The organism is Rhodococcus sp. NPDC056506 (genome assembly GCF_042794945.1).
GTDB lineage: Bacteria > Actinomycetota > Actinomycetes > Mycobacteriales > Mycobacteriaceae > Rhodococcus_F.
The window spans coordinates 1-24,274 of sequence record NZ_JBHTSW010000062.1 but is presented as its reverse complement, the minus strand read 5'-3'; the positions used below and the strand labels follow the sequence as shown (position 1 = coordinate 24,274).

The window sequence follows — 24,274 nt, the reverse complement described above, 5'->3', positions numbered from 1 at the left end:
TATGTTCTGACTGGGTCGGATGTGTATTTGCAGAAGACTGCGACGACGTTCGATGTGTCGTTGTGGGGGTTCTTCTTGCCGTTGGCGGTGGGTGCTCGGTTGGTGGTGGCCACGCATGACGGTCATCGGGATCCGGGGTATTTGGCGTCGGTGATCGCTGATCAGGGTGTGACGGTGACGGATTTCGTGCCGACGATGTTGTCGGTGTTCGCGGGTGCGGTGTCTGCGGAGTTGTTGGGTTCGTTGCGTGATGTGTTCGTCATCGGTGAGGCGTTGCCGGCGCAGGCGGTGCGTGATTTCGGTGTGGTGTCGGGTGCGCGGGTTCACAACTTGTATGGTCCGACCGAGGCTGCGGTGTCGATCACGTTCGCGGATGTGACGGGCGCCGTCGATGGTGGTGTGGTTTCTATTGGTGTGCCGCAGTGGAATTCGCAGGTTTTCGTGTTGGATTCGCGGTTGCGTCCGGTGCCGGTGGGTGTTGCGGGTGAGTTGTATCTTGCGGGTGATCAGTTGGCTCGTGGGTATGTTTCTCGTCCGGATTTGTCGGCGGATCGGTTCGTGGCGAATCCGTTCGGTGGGGTGGGTTCGCGGATGTATCGCACGGGGGACTTGGTGCGGTGGGGTGTGTCGGGTGAGCTCGAGTACATCGGTCGTACCGATTTTCAGGTGAAGTTCCGTGGTCAGCGGATCGAGTTGGGGGAGATCGAGTCGGCGTTGGTGGCTGATGTGTCGGTGTCTGTGTCGTCGGTGGCTGTGGTGTCGACGGTGACCGGTGATCAGTTGGTGGGGTATGTGGTGCCGGCGTCGGGTGCGGTGGTTGATGCTGCGGCGCTGGTGGATTCGTTGGGTGTGGTGTTGCCGTCGTATATGGTGCCGTCGCAGATTATGGTGTTGGATGCGTTTCCGCTCAATGCTTCGGGGAAGTTGGATCGGAAGTTGTTGCCGGAGCCGGTGTTCGAGGTTGCGGTGTTCCGGGCGCCGGTGACGGCGGTGGAGCGACTTGTTGCTTCGGTGTTCGAAGAATTGCTCGGCATTGATCGGGTCGGTCTCGATGACGATTTCTTCGAATTGGGCGGAAACTCCCTGATCGCCACGCGGTTGGCAGCGAAGTTGGGCCAAGCGATTTCGGCTGAGATTCCGCTACGCATGCTATTCACCAGCTCGACGGTGCTGGAGATGTCCGACAAGTTGGTTACCGGTATGCACGTTGGATTTGAACTGGATCTTGATGCGGCACTCGCTGTCACGTTGCCATTGCGTGCACGCGGATCTGAGCTTCCTCTGTTCTGCGTGCACCCAATGGTCGGGCTGGCCTGGCCGTACGCACCTCTCGCCGCATTCGTCGACAGATCTGTGCCGCTCTACGGGCTGCAGACACCAGCGTTGACCGAGGAGGACTTCTCCGCGACCGCACTGACCGACTACATAGATCGGTATGTGTCCGAGATCCGATCAGTGCAACAGCAAGGGCCGTACAGACTTCTGGGTTGGTCGTTCGGTGGAGTTGTCGCACATGGAATCGCGGCAAGGCTCGAAGCCCTCGGCGAGAAGGTGAGTGCATTGGTGATCTTGGACGGCTCGCCCGTGAGCTTGGATGATGAAGCATTTGCGACGATGGTCAGACACGAAGTTGCTGGCTTGGGCGTCGTCATTCCAGATGACGAAGACCTCGAGAACCTGTCGATCGACTGTGCGAGTGATGTCTTGACCGCCGTGAACGGCGGAGCGATCGGGCTCAATGCCAGCGATATCAGGCGATTGTTCTCGAGCATCGCGCGAACCGCGGCGCTAACACGTGAATACGAGCCGGACACATGCACGGGGCCAGCGCTGTTCGTGGGATCGAATGAAACCGAGGCCGACGGGGTCGATCCGTGGCGTTCGCTGATCGACGGCGAAATCGATGTTCGTCAGGCAAGTGTGAACCATGTTTCGATGATGACGCCAGAGGGTCTGGAGGAGATCGGTCCGATGATTGCCGCCGTGCTGAATTCCTGACGCGATCTCGGTGATCCCCGATCTGTGGGCCGGGCTCGGCGTCATGTCGTCGAGCCCGACCCACAGACGTGCACGACGATACAAAAATAGGCTGGCGGCGCTGGATTTCTCCGCGCCGCCAGCCTACTTCGACCCTGCTGTTGCTTGTTCAGCGTGCCTATTCGCAAGGGAGCGAACGGTACTCTGGGTCAAGCGCTGACTTGACGAGATCAAGAGTGTGAGGATCTCTGACCAACTGTCCGTGGGACGCAGTGTTCCCGGCACAGTTATCTTGAGTCCAGACATTATGCACCACTGCGCCATCACCTGGACGAAGGAAAGTTGCCTCGGGCGGCGTCGATATTTCATCGTGAGCCGAAGCGATTACGGTGTACTCGATTCCGGGTTGCGTCTCGGATCCCGCGTTGAGTGCTGTCAAGAATGGTGTGCCGCTGAGTTGTTGGACGCCGGCCGGCCCCCAGATCGCTTGGACGAGAAGATCGCCAGGGAGACCCATCCCAGACAGTGATCGTGCGTTCGCTTGAAGACCGCCGAATGTAGTTCCGTGGTTTGTCGCGCCAAGACTGACGAGCGAGTGTACTGAATTCTTCGATGGATCTGCAGGGGTTGCTCCACTGTTGAACTTTAGATATTGGCGAGCAACGACGCCTCCCTGGGAATGACCGACGATGTCCACCTGTGTCGTACCGGTGTGAAATTTCACCGAGTCAACGAACATTGCAAGCTCCTCAGCGGAGCTTGCAATGTCGGTGATTCCCCAATGCACAGCATTGGGATTCAGAATTTCGCGCACACCGCCATAATTCAGCGCAAAGACGCAGTAGCCCAAATCAGCAAGCTGAGGCGCCATAACATCCCAGGTGTCGGTCATGCTCATCCCGGTCCCGTGTACGAGTACCACCGGACGGGGATGTTCGAGACTTGGCTTGCAATCCCAGTCGTTGGCGCCGGCAGGGGAAGGACCCATGCTGGACAATCCGGGCGTGGGTTCCGCCGGGTCTGCTGATGCAGCTGTTGGCATTCCGGCCAGCACCACACAGGCCGACAAAGACGCCAGCGTTGCCAGAGCGAATCGGTTCATTCTTTCCTTGCGTGCTGAATCTGGTTGCTCGCTTTGCTACTTGCTTACAGAATCCGCGTCTCGGGATCAGACCCCGAGGGACTGGGCGATGAACGGCCATGACTTGTGCAAGTCGTCTTGCCAGTAACCCCACGAATGCGTACCCACCGGCCGGAAGTCCACAGTTGCCGGGATATTCAGGTCGGCAAGTCGTCGAGCGAGGTTTCCGGTGCAGATGCTAGTCGCGAATTCGATTGGTCCTCCCACAACAATCTGGTCGAACATCGCGGCTCGGCCATCCTGGATGCGAGGGTTCTCCGGGGTATCGTTCGGAAAGCCGGGCAAGCCACTACCCGTGCTGATGTACAGGGGAGTGCCACGCAACTTTTCGGCGTTGACTACCGGGTCGTGTTCGACCCAGCCCGGACCGTCGAATGGGCCCCACATGTTCTGAATGTCGCCAACTCCGCCGATCCATTCAGTGGTCGCCCGTACGAAAGCCTGCCCCATCGGGTCGCTGGTCTGTGCACAACCTGAATAGGACGCAACGGACTTGTAGAACCCGGGGTATTCGATCGCAAGATTCAGAACAGAGGTCGCAGACATCGAGATAGCGGCGATCGACTGATCGCCGTTGCTGCCGAGTTCCTTGTTCAGAAGTGGAGGAAGCTCCTTGCCTAGGAAGGTGCTCCACATGTTCTTTCCGAGTACGGAATCTTCCTTCTCCCAGTCGGTGTAGTACGACATCAGGCCTTTAGCCGGAATCGCAACATTGACGTTCTTGTCGGCGAAGAAATCGACCACATCAGTTTGGCGGTCCCACGTGGCTGTGCCTTCTCCACCATCAGCGCCGTTGAGCAGGTACAGAATAGGGCGCGGCTGAGAGTTGTCTGCAGGCAAGATCACCTGGATGGGGACCGACTTGTCCATCGATGCTGCGTAGACATTTACGACGATCTGGCGATCATTGACTCGCTCGACAGATTCGATGTACGACCCGTCCGAATCGTCCTGTGCAGCGTCTCCCCCACCCTGGTGTGCAATGGGTGCGGCACCGGCGATGCCCACGCTGCTGGAAACAAGGACGACGCTTGCCGCCATCAGTGCACCTGCGACGGTGCGCCTCCAGGGGGACCGAAGTTTTCGAGTCAAGACAACGCCTTTCGGTTGGTTCAACTGTGCCGCCGAAACTGCTCGGCAATCGTGTTTCGTGAGTCTGAACTACTTGTAATTCGGATGGTCAGCCGTAGACGTTACCGCGCGTACGGATCCACCAGGCAACACCCAGGTGGTTGTCAATCCGAAGCGGCGCGTCGGTATCCGAGTATCGCCGGATACACGAAGACCACGACCATCCCGAATGACCAGGCCAATGTCTTGAGCAGAGGTTCGGCGACGGGTCCACCCAAGGAGAGGCCTTTCATCGCATCGATTGCCACGGACATTGGTTGCTCGGCAACAACTGGTTGCAGCCACTTCGGATAAGCCATCACCGGAACAAAGCCGGAGTTGAAGAACATCAACAGCGTGCAGGAGATCGACACGATCTCGACAAGTGGCAGATTGTCAGCCACGGTTGCCAGCGCCGTCACCATCATTGCGAAGCCGATGCCGAAAACGATCGGCAATACCAAGAGTGCAACTGCGGCCAGGGGACCCTGGTTGAACCGGAATCCCAACAGATAGCCGACACCAAGGATGACGATGGAGGTGACGAGAACTCGCACTGCTTCTGCGATCATGCGTCCGACCAGACCGGAAGCACGATGCGCAGGGAGAGTCCAGAACCGGCTCAAGAGTCCAGATGCTCGTTCGCCTTTGAGTCCGACCGCGCTGGCGATCGAGCCGAACATGGCGCCAACGAGGATGATCAGCGGGACCGTTCCGAAGATGCTCGATTGGCCCGTCGCTGCTGTAATCGAATTGCCCAGGACGACTCGGAACATCAACAGCATGAACGCTGGATACACAAGAGCTTGGATGGTGGTTGATGGATCGCGCAGCCACGTGAGCAACAAACGCTTGGCCTGAATCCCGCTGTGCACGACCAGAGCCTTGAAAGAGCTTTCAGGGAGCGCTTTGTCCGGGTAAGGAAAGTTAAACCCCTCGGCGGGTCGGACGGCCGCCATGAAACGATCTGTCGGTTCGCTCATGACCGCCTCATACTTGCCCAGAACGCTAGTGGCGCGAAGAAGACGATCAACCCGATCGTCCACGCAACGACGGGAAACAGGACGCCCCAGGTGACTCCGCCCTGCGCAAGATCACGCATGGCGAATGAAAACTGCGATACCGGTTGATTGCGCACGAACGGCCGAATCCATTCGGGGAAGCCAGTCTCGGGCGCGAAACCGCAGGACAACATCCCCAGAATCAATTGGGGGAGTGTCAGCGCCTGACTGGTGGCTTGTGGACTTTTCGACAGTGAACCGATTGCATCACCGGCGAAGGACAGACAAGTGCTGAACGCGAGGGCGATCGCACAAAACAGAACTGCCTGACCCATGCCTGCTGAGAATCGGAAACCGATCAAGTGGCCGAAGGTCAATGCCGCGGCAAGTGAGACTGTCGAACGGACGAAGCCACTCGATTGACGAGACAACAGCGGCACGGGGCCGACTACTGGCATGGTTTTCATGCGGTTGCTGAAGCCGGTGATCGATTCGGTCGAGGACATCTGAGCGGCGGAGATCGACGTGAAGGCCATGGCTTGCAGCACGATGATCGGCATCAGAAACTGGGCATAGTTGATGCCCTGAAGTTGCATGACGAACTTCAACGGAAGGTAGAAACCGATCGTGAAGATCAATGGCGCGACTACCGCGATCAGTAGTTCGTAACGCTTCACCATGGATTTGACGGTGCGTGCCGTCAGCACCCACCACTGATTGATCGCCGACGGATGTGGTCGGCGGTGCTTTCCAACGCTCAATGCCTCGGGGACTGCAATCTTGCTGCGAGTGTCCTCACGGACAGTCACTTGATCGACCCCGAATTTTGTAGTTGTCGTCACGGTGTCTCGCTTACGTGCTGTTCACCTGTGAGTGAAAGGAAGACGTCATCGAGTGACGGGCGACGAAGCGCGATGTCTGCAAGCGGAATCCGTGCGTGGTCCAGACGGCGCAGTGCTTCGGAGAGGGTTCCTGCGCCGACAGGTGCGGGGATTGCGATCCGCCCGCTCTCTTGAGCCAGATCGAATCTGAAGTCACGGGGGACCAGATTGCCCAGTGCATGGACCGCGTGAGGCAGCTGTTTGAGATCTGCGGGCACGATCTCGCAGAAGCTTGCGCCGGTTCGAGCCTTCAACTGGTCAGCAGTCCCCTCGGCAATGACTGCGCCTTTGTCGATGACGATGATGTTGTCGCTCAGTAAATCTGCTTCTTCGAGGTACTGAGTTGTCAGGAGCACGGTGATTCCCTGCTCCTTCAGCGACTGAACCAGCGACCAGACGCTCTGCCGACTGCGCGGATCCAAGCCGGTGGTCGGCTCGTCGAGGAAAACGACCTCGGGGCGGACAACCAGGCCACACGCGATATCGATTCGTCGGCGCATACCGCCGGAGTAGTTCCTGACTACTCGGGATCCAGCCTCGACGAGGTCGAATTGAGACAGCAGGTCGGCAGCGCGCACCTTGGCGGACATTCGGTCGAGCCCCATCAACCTGCCGAACAGTTCGATGTTCTCCCGGCCGGTGAGTGCATCATCCAGGGCGGCGAACTGCCCGGTCATCATGATGGAGCGTCGAACCTCTGGAGCATTGCGCACGACGTCGTAGCCAGCCACCATCGCGCGTCCACTGGTGGGACGAATAAGCGTGGAGAGGACCTTCACTGTCGTTGTCTTGCCTGCGCCGTTGGGACCTAAGATGCCGAGCACTGTCCCACGTGGGGCGGTGAAGTTGATCCCTCGCAGCGCGTGCACGTTCTTGAAGGACTTGTGTACGTCCTCCACTAGTACCGCTGCGTCCGTGGAAAAGGGCATCAACACTCCGCTGTCTGCATTGTCGGAACGGGCACGCGCTCCCGACGGGCGCACAGATGCCTTCTGTCTTCTATCTGTGATCTCCGCTCAGATGTTACCGGAGGGTCAAACCGACACTCGGGCAATCGGACGCGTGACAGGGAGTGTGTGGCTCCTGCCAGGAACTCTCACCCTCAATTTCACCTTGTGGCAAGAATCACAAATATTCTTTGTAACGGGAGGACCTCCTCTAATTGAACGAATGACCAAATAGATTTTCAGCGCATCTGCGCAGGTGGGTATTCAGATGTGTGGCACGGAGGTCTTTGATTTGACCGGTGATGAAAGTCCTCCGATTCCTCCCGATTGGTCCCTGGGCCCGCTGCTCAATGTCTTGTGGAGAGATTCGCGATACCGTTGGGAAATGGTGAATGCGGCGTTGTCGGTGGTTGTTCCGGCTTTTAATGAATCTGAATACATCGAAACGTGCATCGAAGCGCTCATTGCTCAAGGTGAATATGTCGACGAAATCATCGTCGTTGACAATAATTCCTCGGACAACACTTCCGAGTTGATCAAGAAATATCAAAGTAGTTATCCCAAGGTTCGGCTTCTCAATGAATCCCGCCCCGGGGTTGTGCATGCGAGAAACAAAGGGTTTGATGCGGCTAGCGGCGAACTCATCGGACGTATTGACGCAGATACGATCGTGGGGGAAGGCTGGGCCGTTGCGGTTCACGAATTCTTCGAGCGTCGCGACGATTTTTCGGGCGTAACTGGCCTGACTTACCTTTATGAATCTCCGATCGCCGGGCTTCAGCGCCGATGGACGAATTGGCGCCTCGGTCGCAGAGCCCAGGGGGCGGTTCGGCCCGTTGTTGCAGTTCCAGGCAGTAACATGGCGATGCGTCGGTCGGCTTGGTTGGCAGTTAGGGATGCGGTCAGCGATCGAACCGACATTCACGAGGATATCGATCTATCCCTCTGCATGGCGCATGTTCGTTGCGCAGTGGGGCAGATCTCGAGCATGGCCGCAAAGGTTTCGGGGAGACGTGGAGTTAGTTCGCCGCGAGTGTATGCGCGATATAATCGAGCATCGAAGAAAACCCTCGCGCATCATGGTGTATCGAATTGGAAGTTTACATTCTTGATTGCAGCGGACAGTATTCTACATGCAATCTTGTGGCCTCTTTATCGAATGTATGACAAGAATTCCGGACACCTCTCTTCTCGGGTCTTGGGTCGGAGGCAGCGGGCGCGGGACCTTCCCGTCTTTTCTTGAGAAATCCGTCCGGTATTTATACAAGAACGCTCGTATCTAGCTGAATAATCGGGAGTGCCCGATAATTGCGGAATATTTCTGGTTTGGGTTCGTTGCCGACTATTTCTTTTATTGCACGGGATTAACTGGCAGAATATTTTTCTACAGCGATTGTTACTTCCGGTGCAACTTGTAGCTTTTGAAGCAGGGACGTTATTCCGCTGTAGTCCTGCACGAACAACTCGTTGCGCGGCACCGATTCGACGTCGTCGAGCATTTTCTGTCCGCCGGGTATGGCTTCGATTTCCATGATTGCTCGCCACGCGCCGAAGTCGGTCCCGCTGAATGCGCGCATGGCGCTCTCGAAGCCTTCGAGTAGGTAGCTGCGATCCCCACGATCTAGGGAATCCCACACCAGTACGGCCAGTTCCCCGGCAATGGAGGCATGGCAGTACTCGTCGCGAGCGTGCAACCGGATTGTCGCGCGGTTGATCGACTGAACGCCCGGATCGTCCGAGATCAGGTCGAGGTACGCGGTGATCGACACCTCCGCGACGGTCATGAACGCCAACTCGGTGAGCGCGATCTTGCGCGGCCCCTCGGCTGCGTCGAGAGCTTGCGCCCGCGTGCGGACCGTCAGGACGTCGGGCAATGCCCTCGACGGAAGCTCCCAGCCCCTGCCTCGACGGGTCGCTGAACTGGCATTGAAGTGCATGAGCGTGTGATATTGCTCGTCGACCATCGCCTGATTGACGGCAACTGCAGCCCGATCTCCGAGTCCGACGCCGAGACGGTCTTCGGCGAGAACGTCGAACCCGGGGTTGACGACGTACTTCTCGATGTCCATGACGTTCTTGTTGAACGCGATCCATGCCCAGGCCTGCAGGCGTTGCTTCTGCTCGGGACGCAATGCCAGGTAGGTCGGATGCCCCGCGAACGGGAGAAGTGCTTCGGGGTAGTCGGACAACGACGAATCGAAGAGATCGTCCAGTTCCGGCTCCGCCTTCTTCACGGTTGCCCGGCGCGCCCAATTGCTCGCAAGGCGGCGGACGATTGCACTCTCGACCGGATCGGAGGCGTCGTACTCCGGGAGGCTGGGCGGACTCACTCCAGGTCTCATCGTGCCCTACTCTCTGTGCCCTTCGGCAATCTCTCCGTGCCCTTCGGCAGTGCGATTGAAGAGGCTCTGGCACTCCGCGTTCAATTCGTCTGAGCGATCACCGAGTGCTGCCTCTGCCACTTTCATCAAGCTCGTGAAGTCGCCGAGGGTCGCGGCCGCCGTGTCCACCTGCGCGGTTGCTTCCGCCAGCGCTTTCCGTGTCGCACCTGCGTACGGATTGCCCGCTTGTACGTCCCAGTACACCTCCGGTTCGCCGCCGGCTACACGCGCCAGGAGCGCCAGCAGGGCCCGATGCGGGGGAGGGGCGACCGCGAGGAGTTCGTCCGCGGAAAGTCCGAGTTCGGTCAGGGCAACGCCGAAGGCCAGCACCGACGCGTGGGTCAGTACCTGGGTCGCTGCGGCCAATCGGTCGTGCCGATCGGCGTCCATCACCGCGACCGACGCTCCCCACGAGCGAACGACGTCGAGAAACTTTCTGGTTTGCGGACCGTCGACGTACGGCACCGCGATGACGGATCGTCCACGCGGTCCGAGCGACGGACGGAACATCGGGTTGAGTCCGAGGAACTCCCCTTCTCGGCCGGCGTCGGCGATTGCTGCGTCCATCCGCGATTTGACCGACAGCGTGTCCACGACGAGAGCGTGGGACGTTTGAAGCGTCGGCAGTGCAGCTAGGGCGACCTGTTCGGGAACCGCGAGCACGATGACGCTCGCGGACTCCACGTGCGCGAGGACCCGGTCACTGGGTTTCGTGATGTCACCGACGACTACATCTCCGTCAGGATCGCTGCCTGCTGGGTCGACGACGGTGACCGTCGACCCCTCGGCGCGAAGCAGTTCGACGAACATGGATCCGACGGCACCCAGGCCGCCGACAACCGTCGCGGTGCCTGATGCCGGCGTCATGGCTGGATCTACCCGCCGTACTCGAGGACCCGCGAGGACACCGCATCGAGCGCACGGAGCAGCGTGGACGCCTTGACCGTTGTCTCGTCGAATTCTTCTTCCGGGTCGGACAACGCGGTGATGGCACCACCGATTCCGAAGGTCACGCCGCTCTCGGTGCAGACCAGCGACCGGATCACGATGGAAAGGTCCGCGGCGCCACCGAGGGCGAAGTACCCGATCGATCCGGAGTACACCCCGCGCGGGCCGGATTCGAGGCGGTCGATGATTTCCATCGTCCGTACCTTCGGGGCGCCGGTCATCGATCCACCGGGGAAAGCGGCCCGGACACAGTCCACGGCCGACGATCCCGGACTCAGATGTCCACGCACGGTCGACACCATTTGATGAACGGACGAGTACGACTCGATCGCGAACAGCCTCGGAACGTGCACGCTTCCCGGAACGCAGACTTTGGTGAGGTCGTTGCGAGTGAGGTCGACGATCATCAGGTTCTCGGCGCGGTCCTTCTCGCTGTCGAGCAGGTCCTGCCGAAGGGCAGCATCTCGCGCCCGGGTGACGCCACGCGGGCGAGTGCCCTTGATGGGCTTGGACTCGACGTTGCCGTCCGCGTCGACACGTAGGAACCGCTCTGGTGAGGCCGAAACGACCGAGATGCCGGTGAAGTCGAGCAGTGCGCTGTACGGCGTCGGATTGATCGAGCGCAGGTACTCGAACGCCCGCAGCGCGTCGATCGTCTCGTCGACGCTCGCCATGTTGGTCAGACACACCTCGTACGACTCACCTGCCCGGATCTCCGAGAGCGCGGTCCCGATCAATGACAGGTACTGATCGCGATCATGCCGAAGTCGAGCCTGTGTCCAGACTGTCTCGCTGATCAGTGGAACCGGGGTGCGTTCCGGAAGGTCCGCGCCGATCCGCGCCAGGGTGTCGATGGTCGATTCGAGCCAGTCGTCGTGGCCGGCGTCGCGGACTTTCTCGCGCAACCTCAAAACGTGAGTGCGGCCGGCAGTGTGATCGATGACGACGGCGCGATCGGCAAACACCAGGGCGGCATCAGGAGTGGGTGCCGGATGTACTGCCCGCCCTCCGGTCTGTGCTTTCAGTTCGTAGCCGAGATAGCCCACGTAACCGAGGTTGAAGTCGAGTTCCGGATGCGAGGGCACGAAGCGCGTCGCGAGTTGCGCGTCCAAGTAGTCGAAGAACGGAACTCGAATGTGCTCGTCGGACAAGCCTTTTCGGCTGACCGTCAGCACCCCGGCTTGTACGTCGTACGTGATGAATTCAGCCAGCGGACCCGCGGAATCGCCCAGAATCGAAAAGCGTGCACTCGGCTCCGCGGTGGCCGCGCGGTCCAGCCAGAACGCGTTGGGGCCGTCGGCGAACAGTGCTGCAAACGCCGCCGACGGGTCCACGGCAAAATCGAGGGTCACGTCGTCGACGTCGTAGTTGATCGCCGGTCGCAAGTCGGGCGTTTGTGGCGCCGGTTCGTGTCGGATCACCGAATCCAGAGTTCGTCCGACAGACAGATCGCGGAAGTTCGCGAGCAGATCGATGCCGAACTCGGTACTGATGGACTCCGGATGAAACTGCACGCCCCACATGGGCTTGGTCCGGTGTCTGACACCCATGAGCAGTCCGTCGGAGGTCCACGCGGTGCGAACGAAGGCATTCGGCAGATTCTCGACGGTCAACGAGTGGTAGCGAACAGCTCGGAACGGTGACGGAAGTCCGGCAAAGATGCCCGAACCGTCGTGATCGATCAGCGAGATGCGGCCGTGCATCGGGACGGGCGCAACCACCACGTCGGCACCGAACAACTCGCACAGGCCCTGGTGACCTAGACAGACACCGAGAAGTGGGAGGGGTGCTTCCTCGATGAACCGGCGGCTGATTCCGAAATCGCGCTCGCGATCGGGCCGGCCGGGACCGGGGGAGATGACCACGTTGTCGTACGACACGAGATCGAGGGAATCCCAGTCCGCGTCGTTGCGGACCACGGTGGGCACAACCCCGTTGACCTCGGTCAACAGGGTGAACAGGTTGTAGGTGAACGAGTCGTAATTGTCCACCAGAAGGGTGCGGGAACTCATGTCGATGATCCTGATCTCGGTCCGACGGATTCCCGAACAGTGTCCTCCTCCTCAACGGGTGCGTTGATCACCAGGTCTTCGAGTCGACAGGTCTCGGCAATCATCAGCTCGTACAGCGAGTTGAAGAAGTCAGGGGAGAGGTCGTGACTCCGGGCGAATTCGCGTGCCCGTTCCTGCACGAGGCGGACTCGGCCGGGTTGCATCATCGGAATCTCGCGGGAGCGCTTCCACTCGCCGATACGCAGGCAGAGTTCCAGCCGCTGCCGCACCGTTTCGAGAAGTAGAGCGTCGATGGCGTCGAGGTCGCGCCGAAAGCTGTCCAACCCCTCGGCATTGTCCGGATACGCCCGGGTCTCCGTGCCTGATTCGGAACTCGTTGTGGTCAAGAACTCTTCCACGAGGCCTCCCGGTGCTCGGCGTGACGCGAGGTCGACAATGCGGTGTCCGGAACGTAAAAAACCTCCGGACACCGGCACCCCGACCGACCATCGCCGTTCGGGGAGGTGTTCCACGATCGTCTTTCGCCGAAACCTGCGGCGGCCCGAATTTCTGCGAAACCTGTTGGCGGGCGAATTAGCTTGCGATGCAGGCGGGTTCGTGGCCGCCTACGTGGGTGCCTATTTGGGGGTGACCCAAGTGGTGATCTCGGCGTGGACTACTTCCTTGCCGTCGCGGTCGAAGATCGAGATGGGAACGACCAGTTCAGTTCCGCTGTCGATCGCCGCGAAGTCCGGCAAGGTCTCGAGGCGGGCGACTGCTCGCAGACCCGTTTCGGCTTTGGCGAGGTAGTCGACCTTCATCGACTTGGGGATCCAGCGGTGCGAGTTCGGAACCGTCGCTTCGCTCAGCATGCCCATTGCGACCTCCGCGAGATTGCAAGCTGCGATGGCGTGAAACGTGCCGAGATGGTTGTGGACACCCCACCATTTGGGGGAGCGGACCTCGCAGAGCCCTGGTTCCAGCTTGGTCACCCGGGGGAGAACGGAGGCGAAATAGGGGACGCGAATGGACATCGCCGCCGAGAAAACTGCATGTCCGAGGGCGTTGTCCGGCAATTTCTGCCATCCGCGATAGGTAGGGCTAGAGGTAGTCATGGACCTATCTTACTTCTGAGTAAGGTTGTTGTCGCGCAACTCACTCGGAAAAGGCAGTTCGGGGGAGTTGAGGAATTGGGCCAGGTACGGCATACTGGTCGGGTTGCCTTGTCCGGGACGCGGTCGATTGCGGCCGTGATCGGGTAAGGGTAAGACGTCACAGACGATCGATCGCAGATCCCGTCAAGGGTAATCGGGTCTACGACTGTGACCATGCAAGACGAGAAGTAATGCAGGACGGAAGCAGTACCTACTTTGTGTTCGACATCGAACACGTCCGGTACGCATCACGCGCCAGATAATCGAAAGATTGTCCGGCGCAGGATGAGTGAGAAGGCGACACGCCCGACCGCGTGTACCGGAGAACAATGACAAACGAACAGCGGCAGCAGATCCTGATCTCGATCCGAATCTCGGTACTCCCGAGAACTTGGACTTGGTCCCGATCGCTTCAGTGTTCGTCGTGTCATCGTCCAGGCAAGGACTGTGCAGACGAGGTAGCTCGAGCCTGACCAGGCGGGCTACGAAACGCGGCAAGAAAAGGACACTAAGCGTGGCGGGACAAAAGATCCGCATCAGGCTCAAGGCCTACGACCACGAGGCGATCGACGCGTCAGCGCGCAAGATCGTCGAGACGGTAACCCGTACGGGTGCCCGCGTCGTTGGACCTGTGCCGTTGCCGACCGAGAAGAACGTATATTGCGTCATCCGCTCGCCGCACAAGTACAAGGACTCGCGCGAGCACTTCGAGATGCGTACTCACAAGCGGCTGATCGACATTCTCGACCCGACGCCGAAGACGGTTGACGCGCTCATGCGCATCGACCTTCCGGCCAGTGTCGACGTGAACATTCAGTGACGGCGGAGACAAAAACAATGACTGATACCAAGATCAAGGGAATCCTGGGCACCAAGCTCGGCATGACCCAGGTCTTCGACGAGAACAACCGGGTTGTCCCGGTCACCGTCGTGAAGGCTGGGCCGAACGTCGTAACCCAGATCCGTACCGAAGAGCGTGACGGCTACAGCGCCGTTCAGCTCGCGTTCGGCGCCATCGACCCGCGCAAGGTGAACAAGCCGACTTCCGGCCAGTTCACCAAGGCTGGTGTGACCCCGCGTCGCCACGTAGTGGAGCTCCGCGTTGCGGACACCTCCGACTACGAGGTCGGCCAGGAGCTCACCGCCGAGGTCTTCGAGGACGGCGCATACGTCGACGTCACCGGAACCAGCAAGGGCAAGGGCTTCGCCGGAACCATGAAGCGTCACGGCTTCAAGGGACAGGGCGCGTCGCACGGTACCCAGGCTGTTCACCGCCGCCCGGGCTCCATCGGTGGCTGTGCAACTCCCGGCCGCGTGTTCAAGGGCATGCGCATGTCCGGACGCATGGGTAGCGACCGCATCACGACGCAGAACCTCTCGGTCCACAAGGTGGATGCCGAGAACGGCCTGCTGCTGATCAAGGGTGCGATCCCCGGCCGCAAGGGCGGCCTCGTGATCGTCAAGAGTGCAGTGAAGGGTGGTGCACGGGCATGACCAGCACCGAGACCAAGTTGACCCTGGACGTCAAGGTCGCCGGCGGCAAGACCAACGGCACCGTCGATCTCCCCGCTGAGATCTTCGACGCTCCGGCCAACATCGCGCTTCTCCATCAGGTTGTCGTCGCGCAGCTCGCAGCTGCTCGTCAGGGAACCCACTCCACCAAGACCCGCGGCGACGTCCGCGGCGGTGGAAAGAAGCCGTACCGCCAGAAGGGCACCGGCCGCGCACGCCAGGGCTCGACTCGCGCACCGCAGTTCGTCGGCGGCGGAACCGTTCACGGCCCGCAGCCGCGTGACTACAGCCAGCGCACCCCCAAGAAGATGAAGGCAGCCGCTCTGCGCGGAGCCCTCTCTGACCGCGCACGCAACGAGCGCATCCACGTCATCACCGAACTGGTTGCAGGGCAGACGCCTTCGACCAAGGGCGCAATCGCGTTCCTCGGCGAGATCTCGGATCGCAAGAAGCTGCTGCTCGTCGTGGGTCGCCAGGATGTAGCCGCTTGGAAGAGCGTGCAGAACCTGGAAGGCGTGCATCCCATTGCACCCGACCAGCTCAACACCTACGACGTGCTCAATGCAGACGATGTCGTGTTCAGCGTCGAGGCACTCAACGCGTTCATCCACGGGCCCGCAGAGAGCGCTCAGAACAAGGAGGACGCCAAGTGAGCACCATCGCTGACCCCCGCGACATCCTGCTCGCTCCGGTCATCTCCGAGAAGTCCTACGGACTGATCGAGGAAGGCACCTACACCTTCCTGGTGCACCCGGACTCGAACAAGACGCAGATCAAGATTGCCGTCGAGAAGGTCTTCGGCGTCAAGGTGACCAGCGTCAACACCGCCAACCGTCAGGGCAAGCGTAAGCGGACCCGATTCGGTTACGGCAAGCGCAAGGACACCAAGCGCGCGCTCGTGACCCTGTCCGCTGACAGCAAGCCCATCGAGATCTTCGGAGGACCGGTCGCGTAAGCGCCGGGACTTGACGAGACATAGAGGACGAGAAGACTCATGGCAATCCGTAAGTACAAGCCGACAACACCGGGCCGTCGTGGCTCGAGCGTCTCGGACTTCGCCGAGATCACTCGGTCGACCCCCGAGAAGTCGCTGGTTCGCCCGCTGCACGGTCGCGGTGGACGTAACGCACACGGTCGTATCACCACCCGTCACAAGGGCGGCGGACACAAGCGTGCATACCGACTGATCGATTTCCGTCGCAACGACAAGGACGGCATCCCAGCAAAGGTCGCTCACATCGAGTACGACCCCAACCGCACAGCAAACATCGCACTCCTGCATTACGCAGACGGTGAGAAGCGCTACATCATCGCCCCCAAGGGCCTGGTGCAGGGTTCACCGATCGAGTCCGGTGCAGGCGCCGACATCAAGCCGGGCAACAACCTGCCGCTGCGCAACATCCCGACTGGTACCACCATCCACGGTGTGGAACTGCGTCCCGGCGGCGGAGCCAAGATGGCTCGTTCCGCAGGCGCCAGCATCCAGCTCCTCGGTAAGGAAGGCAGCTACGCCACGCTGCGTATGCCTTCCGGTGAAATCCGTCGCGTCGACGTGCGCTGCCGCGCATCCGTCGGCGAGGTCGGCAACGCCGAGCAGTCGAACATCAACTGGGGCAAGGCCGGCCGTATGCGTTGGAAGGGCAAGCGCCCGACCGTTCGTGGTGTCGTGATGAACCCGGTCGACCACCCGCACGGTGGCGGCGAGGGCAAGACCTCAGGTGGACGCCACCCGGTCAGCCCGTGGGGTAAGCCGGAAGGCCGTACCCGCAAGAACAAGGCAAGCGACAAGATGATCGTCCGTCGCCGCCGCACCGGCAAGAACAAGCGCTAGGAGGGAGTGAAGGATGCCACGCAGCCTTAAGAAGGGCCCGTTCGTCGATGACCACCTCCTCGCGAAGGTGGATGTACAGAACGAAAAGGGAACCAAGCAGGTCATCAAGACCTGGTCCCGTCGTTCGACAATCATCCCGGACTTCATCGGCCACACGTTTGCAGTTCACGACGGCCGCAAGCACGTCCCCGTGTTCGTTTCCGACTCCATGGTCGGACACAAGCTCGGAGAGTTTGCACCGACCCGCACGTTCAAGGGTCACATCAAGGATGATCGGAAGGCGAAGAGGCGATGAGCAACACCGAAACCGCCAACCCGACTGCCAAGGCCGTAGCGAAGCACGTTCGCGTTACGCCGATGAAGGCACGTCGAGTTGTGGACCTGGTCCGCGGGCGCTCGGTTGAAGACGCCCTGAACATCCTGAAGTTCGCGCCGCAGGCAGCGAGCGAGCCGGTCGCCAAGGTGATCGCCTCCGCAGCAGCCAACGCCGAGAACAACCTCGACCTCGACCCCAGCACGCTTGTCGTTGCTACGGCGTTCGTGGACGAGGGCGCGACCCTCAAGCGGTTCCAGCCGCGTGCACAGGGACGTGCGTTCCGTATTCGCAAGCGCACCAGTCACATCACCGTGATCGTGGAGAGCCTGCCGAAGACCGGAACATCGACCCGTAATCGCCGGAAGGGAAGTGCTCAGTAGTGGGCCAGAAAATCAACCCGCACGGCTTCCGTCTCGGCATCACCACCGACTGGAAGTCTCGCTGGTACGCAGACAAGCAGTACGCGGAGTACGTCAAGGAAGACGTCGCGATCCGTAAGCTCCTCGCCACCGGCATGGAGCGCGCAGGAATCGCGAAGGTCGAAATCGAGCGCACCCGTGACCGTGTTCGCGTGGACATCCACACTGCACGTCCGGGCATCGTCATCGGCCGCCGCGGCGCCGAAGCCGATCGCATCCGCTCCGAGCTCGAGAAGCTGACCGGCAAGCAGGTTCAGCTGAACATCCTCGAGGTCAAGAACGCAGAAGCTGAAGCACAGCTCGTCGCACAGGGTGTGGCCGAGCAGCTCTCGAACCGCGTTGCCTTCCGTCGTGCAATGCGCAAGGCCATCCAGTCGGCCATGCGTCAGCCCAACGTCAAGGGAATCCGCGTTCAGTGCTCCGGTCGTCTCGGCGGCGCCGAGATGTCCCGGTCGGAGTTCTACCGCGAAGGCCGTGTGCCGCTGCACACGCTTCGTGCGGACATCGACTACGGCCTCTACGAGGCCAAGACCACCTTCGGTCGCATCGGCGTCAAGGTCTGGATCTACAAGGGCGACATCGTCGGTGGCAAGCGCGAGCTCGCCGCCAACACGGCCGCACCGGCCGGGGATCGCCCGCGTCGTGAGCGTCCGAGCCGTCCGCGTCGTTCCGGTGCCACCGGTACCACTGCGACCAGCACCGAGGCCGGCCGCGCAGCGACCGCAACCGCCGATGCTCCCGCAACTGAACAGAATCAGGAGGGCTGACGCATGTTGATCCCACGGCGGGTCAAGCACCGCAAGCAGCACCACCCGAGCCGTTCGGGTGCCGCCAAGGGCGGTACCCAGGTGACCTTCGGTGACTACGGCATCCAGGCTCTCGAGCCTGCCTACATCACCAACCGGCAGATCGAGTCCGCTCGTATCGCCATGACTCGGCACATCAAGCGTGGCGGCAAGATCTGGATCAACATCTTCCCGGATCGCCCCCTCACGAAGAAGCCGGCCGAAACCCGAATGGGTTCCGGTAAGGGTTCGCCCGAGTGGTGGATTGCCAACGTCAAGCCCGGACGCGTTCTGTTCGAGATGACATACCCCAACGAGGAGATTGCTCGTGAGGCCCTGCGCCGCGCGATGCACAAGCTCCCGTGCAAGTGCCGGATCGTGACCAGAGAGGAGCAGTTCTGATGGCTACTGGAACCCCAGCAGCAGAGCTCCGCGAGCTCAGTGAAGACGAGCTGGTCACCCGGCTCCGTGAGTCGAAGGAAGAGCTTTTCAACCTTCGTTTCCAGATGGCTACCGGCCAGATGGACAACAACCGACGACTGCGCACCGTTCGTCACGAGATCGCGCGCATCTACACCGTCCTGCGTGAGCGTGAGCTCGGACTCGCTGTGGGTCCGGATGCAGGTGACGCGGCATGAGTGAGGAAAAAGCAGTGAGCACAGAAGAGCGCGCGAGCCGTAAGGTCCGTGTCGGATACGTCGTGTCCGACAAGATGGAAAAGACGATCGTGGTCGAGCTCGAAGACCGCGTCAAGCACAAGCTCTACGGCAAGATCATCCGCCGTACGACCAAGGTGAAGGCGCACGACGAGAACGGCGTTGCCGGCGTCGGCGACCGCGTTCAGCTGATGGAAACCCGTCCGCTGTCCGCGACGAAGCACTGGCGTCTGGTCGAGGTCCTCGAAAAGGCCAAGTAAGCCTGATCGAATCCTCGAGCTGATCGAGTATCACCGAATGGCCCGCTTCCCGTTGGGGGAGTGGGCCATTCGGCGTTTCAGGCTTTCCGGGATTCTTCCGGGTGAGGGGTTCGAGTTGCGTCGAGCAGTGCTGATTTGGTAATCGGCGAACCCTTCCCTACAATAGAACGGTTGCCTGTGGCAGAGGTGTGTCTTCACGTGCGCAGCTCGAACGGTGCTTGCAGTGATCGTCTCCCGGCGTCAGTCGGTGGGACTGCAGCTCAGACACGACGCAGGTGGCAACAATGACCGCGCGCACCGGGTCGGTAATCCGTTGCGTACGAAATTCCAGGTCTAGGGAGATCAAGTGATTCAGCAGGAGTCGCGAGTTCGCGTCGCTGATAACACGGGTGCCAAGGAAATCCTTTGCATCCGCGTTCTCGGCGGTTCGTCACGTCGCTACGCCGGGATCGGTGACGTCATCGTCGCCACCGTCAAGGACGCAATCCCCGGTGGAAACATCAAGAAGGGTGAGGTCGTCAAGGCCGTCATCGTTCGTACGACCAAGGAGCGCCGTCGTCCGGACGGTTCCTACATCAAGTTCGACGAGAACGCTGCAGTGCTTATCAAGGCTGACAGTGATCCCCGTGGAACCCGCATCTTCGGACCCGTCGGCCGTGAGCTGCGCGAGAAGAAGTTCATGAAGATCGTTTCGCTTGCCCCGGAGGTGCTGTGATGAAGGTGCACAAGGGTGACACCGTTCTGGTCATCGCAGGCAAGGACAAGGGCGCGAAGGGCAAGGTCATTCAGGCCTACCCCGCGACCGACAAGGTCCTCGTCGAAGGCGTGAACCGAATCAAGAAGCACACCGCGGTTTCCGCGAACGAGCGCGGAGCATCCTCCGGCGGCATCGTCACGCAGGAAGCCCCGATCCACGTTTCCAACGTTGCAGTCGTCGACTCGGACGGAAACCCCACTCGCGTGGGCTACCGCACTGACGAAGAGTCCGGCAAGCGCGTTCGGATTTCCCGGAAGAACGGGAAGGACATCTGATATGACCTCCACCGAAAACAAGGTCCAGCCGCGCCTCAAGGCACGCTACCGCGCTGAGATCAAGGACGCGCTCAACAGCGAGTTCGACTACTCGAACGTCATGCAGATCCCCGGCGTCGTCAAGGTTGTCGTCAACATGGGCGTCGGCGACGCTGCCCGTGACGCCAAGCTGATCAACGGCGCTGTCCATGACCTGTCGCTGATCACGGGCCAGAAGCCCGAGATCCGCAAGGCACGTAAGTCCATCGCGCAGTTCAAGCTCCGCGAAGGTATGCCCATCGGCGCACGCGTCACCCTCCGTGGCGACCGCATGTGGGAGTTCCTGGACCGCCTCGTGTCTGTCGCTCTGCCCCGTATCCGCGACTTCCGCGGTCTCTCGGGCAACCAGTTCGACGGCAACGGCAACTACACGTTCGGCCTCAACGAGCAGTCGATGTTCCACGAGATCGACGTGGACAAGATCGATCGCCCCCGCGGTATGGACATCACCGTCGTGACCACCGCAACCAACAACGAAGAAGGCCGTGCACTGCTCAAGCACCTCGGCTTCCCGTTCAAGGAGAACTGAGCGCATGGCTAAGAAGGCATTGGTCAACAAGGCCAACAAGAAGCCCAAGTTCGCGGTTCGCGCCTACACCCGCTGCCAGCGGTGCGGTCGCCCGCACTCGGTGTTCCGCAAGTTCGGCTTGTGCCGTATCTGCGTTCGCGAGATGGCTCACGCCGGCGAGCTTCCCGGAGTTCGCAAGAGCTCTTGGTGATCTGAGGCCCTCGGGCTTCGTCACACCACGCATCTGAATGGGCGTGGGTTCCTTTGGGACCCACGCCCATTCGGCGTTTGAACCGAGATGTGCGCTGAATGTGCATCGTGTTGATCCTGAAAAGAACTGTCCCGCTGCAACTCTGGGTCGAAATGATCCGTCGGCCGTCGACGTCGATCTTCGGACGCGAACGAGCAGTTCAGATTTCGGGATGCCTCGATACCTGGCCCGGCAGTGTCTTCCGGGCGATGGTGAGGTAGGCGACGTGGCATCTCGGTGGACACCTGCGCCAAAGTTCCCTACACTAGAGCGGTTGCCGTGGCTGACGCATGCGTTCAGCTCGGTGCGGTAACTTACGCCGTCTGACAGAAGTCGGACGGCCCAGCCGAATTGCTGGAGGCCCACGATCGGATTCGTCCGGTGTTGCATGGGAACCACAGCGAGAAAGGTGTCGAGGTCGACCTATGACCATGACTGACCCCATCGCAGACTTCTTGACGCGTCTGCGCAACGCCAACACGGCGTACCACGATGAGGTGAAGCTTCCCCACTCGAAGATCAAGGCGAACATCGCCGAGATCCTCAAGCGTGAGGGCTACATCTCCGATTTCCGTACCGAAGACGCTGAGGTCGGCAAGACCCTCATCGTCGACCTGAAGTACGGACCCAGCCGCGAGCGTAGCCTCGCCGGCGTGCGTCGCGTTTCCAAGCCCGGTCTCCGGGTTTACGCGAAGTCCACCAACCTGCCCAAGGTCCTCGGAGGCCTCGGCGTGGCCATCATCTCCACGTCGTCCGGTCTGCTCACCGATCGCCAGGCGGCCAATCAAGGAGTAGGCGGGGAAGTCCTCGCCTACGTCTGGTAAGGGAGGCCACCACAATGTCGCGTATTGGAAAGATTCCGGTCACCGTCCCCGCGGGCGTTGACGTCACGATCAGCGGCCAGGATGTCACCGTCAAGGGTCCCAAGGGCACCCTCGCGCTGACCATCTCCGAGCCCATCGCAATCGAAAAGGCAGAGGACGGCTCGCTGAGCGTCACCCGCCCCGACGACGAGCGTCGTAGCCGCGCGCTGCACGGTCTGTCGCGGACCCTCGTTGCGAACATCATCACCGGTGTTACCGAGGGCTACACGAAGAAGATGGAGATCCACGGTGTGGGTTACCGTGTGGCACTGAAGGGCAAGGACCTCGAGTTCGCGCTCGGCTTCAGCCACCCGGTGCCGATCGAGGCTCCCGAAGGCATCACCTTCGTCGTCGAGTCGCCCACCCGGTTCTCGGTGTCCGGCATCGACAAGCAGAAGGTCGGGCAGATCTCGGCCAACATCCGTCGTCTCCGTCGTCCGGACCCGTACAAGGGTAAGGGCGTGCGTTACGAGGGTGAGCAGATCCGCCGCAAGGTCGGAAAGACGGGTAAGTGATATGAGCCAGACTGCAAACCAGAAAGCCAAGCGGATTCCGCTGGGCAAGGATGCGTCCACCAAGCGTCGTCTCTCGAAGACGCGTCGTCACTTCCGTCTCCGCAAGAAGGTCTCCGGCACGCCCGAGCGTCCCCGCTTGGTCGTCAACCGGTCCTCGCGCCACATCCACGTCCAGCTTGTGGACGACCTGGCAGGCCACACCTTGGCCTCCGCGTCGACCATCGAAGCCGACGTGCGCGTGGCAGAGGGCGACAAGAAGGCTGCGAGCGCGAAGGTCGGTCAGCTGATCGCCGAGCGCGCCAAGGCTGCCGGCGTGGAAGCAGTTGTCTTCGACCACGGCGGACACGGCTACCACGGTCGCATCGCGGCCCTGGCAGACGCGGCTCGCGAAGGCGGGTTGAAGTTCTGATGACCAACATTTTCAACGGAAGGACAGCCTGATGCCGGGACGTCAAAGGCGTGACGGCGGAAGCGGACCCGCCGGACAGAATGGCCCCAACAGCGGTGACAACAGCAACGCTCGTGGGGACAACCGTGGTGGCGGCCGTGACCGTCGCGACGGTGGCCGTGGCGGAAACGCTGCGGAGAAGTCACAGTTCATCGAGCGCGTTGTCACGATCAACCGCGTTTCCAAGGTCGTCAAGGGTGGTCGTCGCTTCAGCTTCACCGCTCTGGTGATCGTCGGAGACGGCAACGGACTGGTCGGCGTCGGCTACGGAAAGGCCAAGGAAGTTCCCGCGGCCATCCAGAAGGGTGTCGAGGAGGCTCGCAAGAGCTTCTTCCGCGTCCCGATGATCGCCAACACCATCACTCACCCCGTTCAGGGTGAGGCTGCTGCCGGCATCGTCATGCTTCGCCCGGCAAGCCCCGGTACCGGTGTTATCGCCGGTGGCGCTGTGCGCGCCGTGCTGGAGTGCGCTGGAATCGCGGACATCCTGTCGAAGTCGCTCGGTAGCGACAACGCCATCAACGTCGTGCATGCGACCGTTGCTGCGCTCAAGGGTCTGCAGCGTCCCGAGGAAGTTGCGGCTCGCCGCGGCCTCACCCTCGAAGAGGTTGCACCCGCCGGCATGCTTCGCGCTCGCGCACAGGCTGCTGGGAGTGTGAAGTAATGGCAGATCTCAAGGTCACTCAGATCAAGAGCATCATCGGGACCAAGCAGAACCAGAAGGATTCTCTGCGCACGCTCGGTCTCAAGGGCATCCGTCAGACCGTTGTTCGTGAGGACAACGCACAGAACCGCGGTCTGATCAACGTGGTGCGCCACCTCGTAACAGTTGAGGAGGTCTAACCATGACCATCAAACTGCACCACCTGCGCCCCGCTCCCGGATCCAAGTCCAACAAGATTCGTGTTGGACGCGGTGAGGGCGGCAAGCGTGGTAAGACCGCAGGTCGCGGTACCAAGGGCACCAAGGCACGTAACACCGTGCGCGTGGGCTTCGAGGGTGGACAGATGCCGCTTCACATGCGTCTGCCCAAGCTCAAGGGCTTCAAGAACCCCTTCCGCACCGAGTACCAGGTCGTCAATGTCGGCGACATCGCCCGTCTGTTCCCCGAAGGTGGAGCAATCACGGTCGAGGATCTCGTTGCCAAGGGCGCAGTCCGCAAGAACCAGCTCGTCAAGGTTCTGGGCGACGGCGAACTGACTGTTGCCGTTCAGGTGACCGTCGACAAGTTCACCGGTTCCGCCAAGGAAAAGATTGCTGCTGCCGGTGGTTCCGCTACCGAGCTGTGAGTGATCACGCTTAGCTAGTC

The 24,274-nt window shown here is 60.8% G+C and carries 33 protein-coding genes; 23 read left to right on the top strand and 10 right to left on the bottom strand.

The genetic code is table 11. From position 1 onward, the window contains the following. Nucleotides 1–1,998, top strand: a 1,998-nt coding sequence (locus tag ACFQ6H_RS28360) for an AMP-binding protein (protein ID WP_378650159.1), incomplete at its 5' end; no start/stop codon positions are given. 157 nt (nt 1,999–2,155) lie between these two features. Here ACFQ6H_RS28360 and ACFQ6H_RS28355 read toward each other — a convergent pair. The 5 genes from ACFQ6H_RS28355 to ACFQ6H_RS28335 all read right to left on the bottom strand — a co-directional run bounded on the left by ACFQ6H_RS28355 (nt 2,156) and on the right by ACFQ6H_RS28335 (nt 7,039). Next, nucleotides 2,156–3,079 (bottom strand): esterase/lipase family protein, encoded by a 924-nt coding sequence (locus ACFQ6H_RS28355; RefSeq protein WP_378636731.1) that lies wholly within the window; start codon nt 3,077–3,079, stop codon nt 2,156–2,158. Nucleotides 3,080–3,145: 66 nt separating this feature from the next. Beyond that, the gene (locus tag ACFQ6H_RS28350; RefSeq protein WP_378549855.1) at nt 3,146–4,159 is read right to left on the bottom strand and encodes an alpha/beta hydrolase; all 1,014 of its coding nucleotides are present in this window, start codon (nt 4,157–4,159) and stop codon (nt 3,146–3,148) included. 194 nt (nt 4,160–4,353) lie between these two features. After that, nucleotides 4,354–5,211 carry an ABC transporter permease gene (locus tag ACFQ6H_RS28345; RefSeq protein ID WP_020969034.1) on the bottom strand — a complete coding sequence of 286 codons (858 nt, stop codon included), beginning with the start codon at nt 5,209–5,211 and terminating at the stop codon, nt 4,354–4,356. Beyond that, nucleotides 5,208–6,071 (bottom strand): ABC transporter permease, encoded by an 864-nt coding sequence (locus ACFQ6H_RS28340; protein WP_020969035.1) that lies wholly within the window; start codon nt 6,069–6,071, stop codon nt 5,208–5,210. Before ACFQ6H_RS28340 ends, ACFQ6H_RS28345 begins: the two co-directional genes overlap by 4 nt. Beyond that, nucleotides 6,068–7,039, bottom strand: a complete 972-nt coding sequence (locus ACFQ6H_RS28335) for an ATP-binding cassette domain-containing protein (protein WP_378549860.1) — start codon at nt 7,037–7,039, stop codon at nt 6,068–6,070. Before ACFQ6H_RS28335 ends, ACFQ6H_RS28340 begins: the two co-directional genes overlap by 4 nt. A 403-nt stretch (nt 7,040–7,442) precedes the next feature. Between ACFQ6H_RS28335 and ACFQ6H_RS28330 the strand changes: the two genes are divergently transcribed. Continuing rightward, nucleotides 7,443–8,300: a glycosyltransferase gene (locus ACFQ6H_RS28330; protein ID WP_378650157.1), complete on the top strand. Its 858-nt coding sequence runs from the start codon at nt 7,443–7,445 to the stop codon at nt 8,298–8,300. Nucleotides 8,301–8,421: 121 nt separating this feature from the next. Here ACFQ6H_RS28330 and ACFQ6H_RS28325 read toward each other — a convergent pair whose 3' ends face one another. The 5 genes from ACFQ6H_RS28325 to ACFQ6H_RS28305 form a co-directional block, all read right to left on the bottom strand. Beyond that, on the bottom strand, nt 8,422–9,399 hold the full coding sequence (locus ACFQ6H_RS28325; RefSeq protein ID WP_378650155.1) for a diiron oxygenase: 978 nt from the start codon (nt 9,397–9,399) through the stop codon (nt 8,422–8,424). A 6-nt stretch (nt 9,400–9,405) separates the two neighbouring features. Next, nucleotides 9,406–10,305, bottom strand: coding sequence for a prephenate dehydrogenase dimerization domain-containing protein (locus ACFQ6H_RS28320; RefSeq protein ID WP_378650153.1), 900 nt, complete (start codon nt 10,303–10,305; stop codon nt 9,406–9,408). A gap of 8 nt (nt 10,306–10,313) precedes the next feature. After that, complete coding sequence (gene pabB, locus ACFQ6H_RS28315) at nt 10,314–12,398, bottom strand: aminodeoxychorismate synthase component I (protein WP_378650151.1); 2,085 nt, start codon at nt 12,396–12,398, stop codon at nt 10,314–10,316. After that, on the bottom strand, nt 12,395–12,784 hold the full coding sequence (locus ACFQ6H_RS28310) for a chorismate mutase family protein (protein WP_378650149.1): 390 nt from the start codon (nt 12,782–12,784) through the stop codon (nt 12,395–12,397). The genes pabB and ACFQ6H_RS28310 overlap by 4 nt, the downstream gene beginning before the upstream one ends. Before the next feature lie 231 nt (nt 12,785–13,015). Continuing rightward, a complete protein-coding gene (locus ACFQ6H_RS28305; RefSeq protein ID WP_378534470.1) occupies nt 13,016–13,492 on the bottom strand; it encodes a hotdog fold domain-containing protein in 477 nt (158 codons plus the stop codon). A 553-nt stretch (nt 13,493–14,045) separates the two neighbouring features. Here ACFQ6H_RS28305 and rpsJ point away from each other — a divergent pair. The 21 genes from rpsJ to rplO all read left to right on the top strand — a co-directional run bounded on the left by rpsJ (nt 14,046) and on the right by rplO (nt 24,254). After that, complete coding sequence (gene rpsJ / locus ACFQ6H_RS28300; RefSeq protein ID WP_003938093.1) at nt 14,046–14,351, top strand: 30S ribosomal protein S10; 306 nt, start codon at nt 14,046–14,048, stop codon at nt 14,349–14,351. A gap of 17 nt (nt 14,352–14,368) precedes the next feature. Beyond that, on the top strand, nt 14,369–15,025 hold the full coding sequence (rplC, locus tag ACFQ6H_RS28295) for a 50S ribosomal protein L3 (RefSeq protein ID WP_003940826.1): 657 nt from the start codon (nt 14,369–14,371) through the stop codon (nt 15,023–15,025). Next, on the top strand, nt 15,022–15,696 hold the full coding sequence (rplD, locus tag ACFQ6H_RS28290) for a 50S ribosomal protein L4 (RefSeq protein WP_003940723.1): 675 nt from the start codon (nt 15,022–15,024) through the stop codon (nt 15,694–15,696). The genes rplC and rplD overlap by 4 nt, the downstream gene beginning before the upstream one ends. Further along, nucleotides 15,693–15,998, top strand: a complete 306-nt coding sequence (gene rplW / locus ACFQ6H_RS28285) for a 50S ribosomal protein L23 (protein ID WP_003940990.1) — start codon at nt 15,693–15,695, stop codon at nt 15,996–15,998. The genes rplD and rplW overlap by 4 nt, the downstream gene beginning before the upstream one ends. A gap of 39 nt (nt 15,999–16,037) precedes the next feature. Further along, nucleotides 16,038–16,874: a 50S ribosomal protein L2 gene (gene rplB / locus ACFQ6H_RS28280; protein ID WP_033231378.1), complete on the top strand. Its 837-nt coding sequence runs from the start codon at nt 16,038–16,040 to the stop codon at nt 16,872–16,874. 13 nt (nt 16,875–16,887) lie between these two features. Beyond that, the gene (gene rpsS / locus ACFQ6H_RS28275) at nt 16,888–17,169 is read left to right on the top strand and encodes a 30S ribosomal protein S19 (RefSeq protein WP_003940820.1); all 282 of its coding nucleotides are present in this window, start codon (nt 16,888–16,890) and stop codon (nt 17,167–17,169) included. Beyond that, complete coding sequence (gene rplV, locus ACFQ6H_RS28270) at nt 17,166–17,570, top strand: 50S ribosomal protein L22 (protein ID WP_003940717.1); 405 nt, start codon at nt 17,166–17,168, stop codon at nt 17,568–17,570. The genes rpsS and rplV overlap by 4 nt, the downstream gene beginning before the upstream one ends. After that, complete coding sequence (rpsC, locus tag ACFQ6H_RS28265; RefSeq protein ID WP_003941003.1) at nt 17,570–18,376, top strand: 30S ribosomal protein S3; 807 nt, start codon at nt 17,570–17,572, stop codon at nt 18,374–18,376. The genes rplV and rpsC overlap by 1 nt, the downstream gene beginning before the upstream one ends. Before the next feature lie 3 nt (nt 18,377–18,379). After that, the gene (gene rplP / locus ACFQ6H_RS28260; protein ID WP_003940899.1) at nt 18,380–18,796 is read left to right on the top strand and encodes a 50S ribosomal protein L16; all 417 of its coding nucleotides are present in this window, start codon (nt 18,380–18,382) and stop codon (nt 18,794–18,796) included. Continuing rightward, nucleotides 18,796–19,032, top strand: a complete 237-nt coding sequence (gene rpmC / locus ACFQ6H_RS28255; protein ID WP_003940734.1) for a 50S ribosomal protein L29 — start codon at nt 18,796–18,798, stop codon at nt 19,030–19,032. The genes rplP and rpmC overlap by 1 nt, the downstream gene beginning before the upstream one ends. After that, nucleotides 19,029–19,310, top strand: coding sequence for a 30S ribosomal protein S17 (gene rpsQ, locus ACFQ6H_RS28250; protein ID WP_003941020.1), 282 nt, complete (start codon nt 19,029–19,031; stop codon nt 19,308–19,310). Before rpmC ends, rpsQ begins: the two co-directional genes overlap by 4 nt. 346 nt (nt 19,311–19,656) lie before the next feature. Beyond that, nucleotides 19,657–20,025 carry a 50S ribosomal protein L14 gene (gene rplN / locus ACFQ6H_RS28245; RefSeq protein WP_003940951.1) on the top strand — a complete coding sequence of 123 codons (369 nt, stop codon included), beginning with the start codon at nt 19,657–19,659 and terminating at the stop codon, nt 20,023–20,025. After that, complete coding sequence (gene rplX / locus ACFQ6H_RS28240) at nt 20,025–20,342, top strand: 50S ribosomal protein L24 (protein ID WP_003941019.1); 318 nt, start codon at nt 20,025–20,027, stop codon at nt 20,340–20,342. Before rplN ends, rplX begins: the two co-directional genes overlap by 1 nt. A 1-nt stretch (nt 20,343) precedes the next feature. Further along, complete coding sequence (rplE, locus tag ACFQ6H_RS28235; RefSeq protein WP_003940924.1) at nt 20,344–20,910, top strand: 50S ribosomal protein L5; 567 nt, start codon at nt 20,344–20,346, stop codon at nt 20,908–20,910. Nucleotides 20,911–20,914: 4 nt separating this feature from the next. Then, nucleotides 20,915–21,100 (top strand): type Z 30S ribosomal protein S14, encoded by a 186-nt coding sequence (locus tag ACFQ6H_RS28230; RefSeq protein ID WP_003940698.1) that lies wholly within the window; start codon nt 20,915–20,917, stop codon nt 21,098–21,100. Between the two features lie 464 nt (nt 21,101–21,564). Then, nucleotides 21,565–21,963, top strand: a complete 399-nt coding sequence (rpsH, locus tag ACFQ6H_RS28225; RefSeq protein WP_003940873.1) for a 30S ribosomal protein S8 — start codon at nt 21,565–21,567, stop codon at nt 21,961–21,963. Between the two features lie 14 nt (nt 21,964–21,977). Beyond that, a complete protein-coding gene (rplF, locus tag ACFQ6H_RS28220; RefSeq protein WP_003940970.1) occupies nt 21,978–22,517 on the top strand; it encodes a 50S ribosomal protein L6 in 540 nt (179 codons plus the stop codon). Nucleotide 22,518: 1 nt separating this feature from the next. Beyond that, the gene (gene rplR / locus ACFQ6H_RS28215; RefSeq protein WP_003940996.1) at nt 22,519–22,926 is read left to right on the top strand and encodes a 50S ribosomal protein L18; all 408 of its coding nucleotides are present in this window, start codon (nt 22,519–22,521) and stop codon (nt 22,924–22,926) included. 31 nt (nt 22,927–22,957) lie between these two features. Further along, on the top strand, nt 22,958–23,629 hold the full coding sequence (gene rpsE, locus ACFQ6H_RS28210; protein WP_003940718.1) for a 30S ribosomal protein S5: 672 nt from the start codon (nt 22,958–22,960) through the stop codon (nt 23,627–23,629). After that, nucleotides 23,629–23,808: a 50S ribosomal protein L30 gene (rpmD, locus tag ACFQ6H_RS28205; protein ID WP_003940751.1), complete on the top strand. Its 180-nt coding sequence runs from the start codon at nt 23,629–23,631 to the stop codon at nt 23,806–23,808. The genes rpsE and rpmD overlap by 1 nt, the downstream gene beginning before the upstream one ends. Nucleotides 23,809–23,810: 2 nt before the next feature. After that, nucleotides 23,811–24,254 (top strand): 50S ribosomal protein L15, encoded by a 444-nt coding sequence (gene rplO, locus ACFQ6H_RS28200; RefSeq protein ID WP_138869531.1) that lies wholly within the window; start codon nt 23,811–23,813, stop codon nt 24,252–24,254. The last annotated feature ends 20 nt before the right edge of the window (nt 24,255–24,274 follow it).